Annotated in this window: 2 protein-coding genes; both read left to right on the top strand. The window is 62.4% G+C overall.

All coding sequences use genetic code 11. The features are described from left to right. Positions 1–711 (top strand): GTP-binding protein (locus HMPREF0178_RS19955; RefSeq protein WP_050809313.1); only part of this gene is annotated, 711 nt, incomplete at its 5' end. 26 nt (positions 712–737) lie between these two features. Then, on the top strand, positions 738–1,311 hold a 574-nt coding region (locus HMPREF0178_RS19950; RefSeq protein WP_009369345.1), incomplete at its 3' end, for a B12-binding domain-containing protein.

The following is a 1,311-nucleotide window of genomic DNA, read 5'->3' as shown; positions in this document are numbered from 1 at the left end:
GTGGTGGAGATCGGAGGCGGATCGGTATTCTGCTCGTGCCTGCGGGAGCCGTTCATCAAGGCGCTGGCCAACCTCGCCGCCCGCGACGAGGATCTGATCATCGTGGAGGCCTCCGGCATGTCCGATCCCTCCGCCGTGGACAAGATGCTCCGGCTCTCCGGCCTCGACGGCCTTTTTGAACACACCTCGACCATCTGCCTGTTCGATCCCGTCAAGAGCCTCAAGCTGGCGCGCGTGCTGGAAGTCATCCCGCGCCAACTCGCCTCGGCCAGTGTCGTTGTCCTGACCAAGGCCGACATCACGACTAAGGAGGAACGGGACGCAGCCCGCGCCTATATCCGCTCGCTGGAACCCGACCTCCCCATAGTGGAAAGCCATAACGGAAACGCGGATTTTGCCTCCCTGCCCGAACGGGCACTTCGCCTGTTCCCGGTCGGGTTCAATACCCCGGAGACGCGGCCCGACTGCTTCGCACTGGAAGCTGTCAGGACCGACGCCAAGACGCTGCTCGACGCCCTGACCGCCGACAGAAACGTGCTGCGGGTCAAGGGGTATATCCGGGCCGCCGACGGCGTCCGGTTCGTCTCGGATACCGGGCAGGGTTTTGAAACGATGGAAAGCCGGGACGCGCCGGTGCCCCTCATGATCATCTGTATGCAGGGAACCGCCGGAGCCGTCCGCGCCGCATTGCACGCGGCGGGCATCGCCTGAATCAGCAAACCTTTAAGGAGCATACCATGAGCGCTATTTTGCAGGACATTTCCGAGAAGTTGCAGAAAGGGAAGATGAAGGAAGTCGCCGAGCTGGTGAAGCAGGCCCTCGCCGAGGGCATCCAGCCCCTGACCATCCTCAATGAGGGCCTCATGCCCGGCATGGACATCATCGGCGAACGCTTCAAGAGGAACGACATCTTCATCCCTGAAGTGCTCATCGCCGCCCGCGCGATGGCCGCCGGAACCGAAGTCCTCCGTCCCCTCCTCGTGGGCGACCAGATGGAAGAAAAGGGCACCGTCGTCATCGGGACCATCAAGGACGACCTTCACGACATCGGCAAGAACCTTGTCCGCATGATGATGGAATCCAAGGGCCTCAACGTCATCGACCTCGGCAACAGCGTGCCCCCGGCCAAATACATTGAAGCCGCCGCCAAGCACAACGCCGACATCATCGCCTGTTCCGCCCTGCTCACCACCACGATGGTCCACATCAAGGATGTCGTGAAGGGCGTGGCCGAGAGCCCCCTTGCCGGAAAGGTCAAAATCATGATCGGCGGCGCACCCGTCAATGACGCCTTCCGCGAGTCCAGTCGGG

This window comes from Bilophila sp. 4_1_30, from assembly GCF_000224655.1.
Taxonomy (GTDB): Bacteria; Desulfobacterota; Desulfovibrionia; order Desulfovibrionales; family Desulfovibrionaceae; genus Bilophila; species Bilophila wadsworthia.
This window is presented reverse-complemented; position numbering and strand designations above follow the sequence as displayed.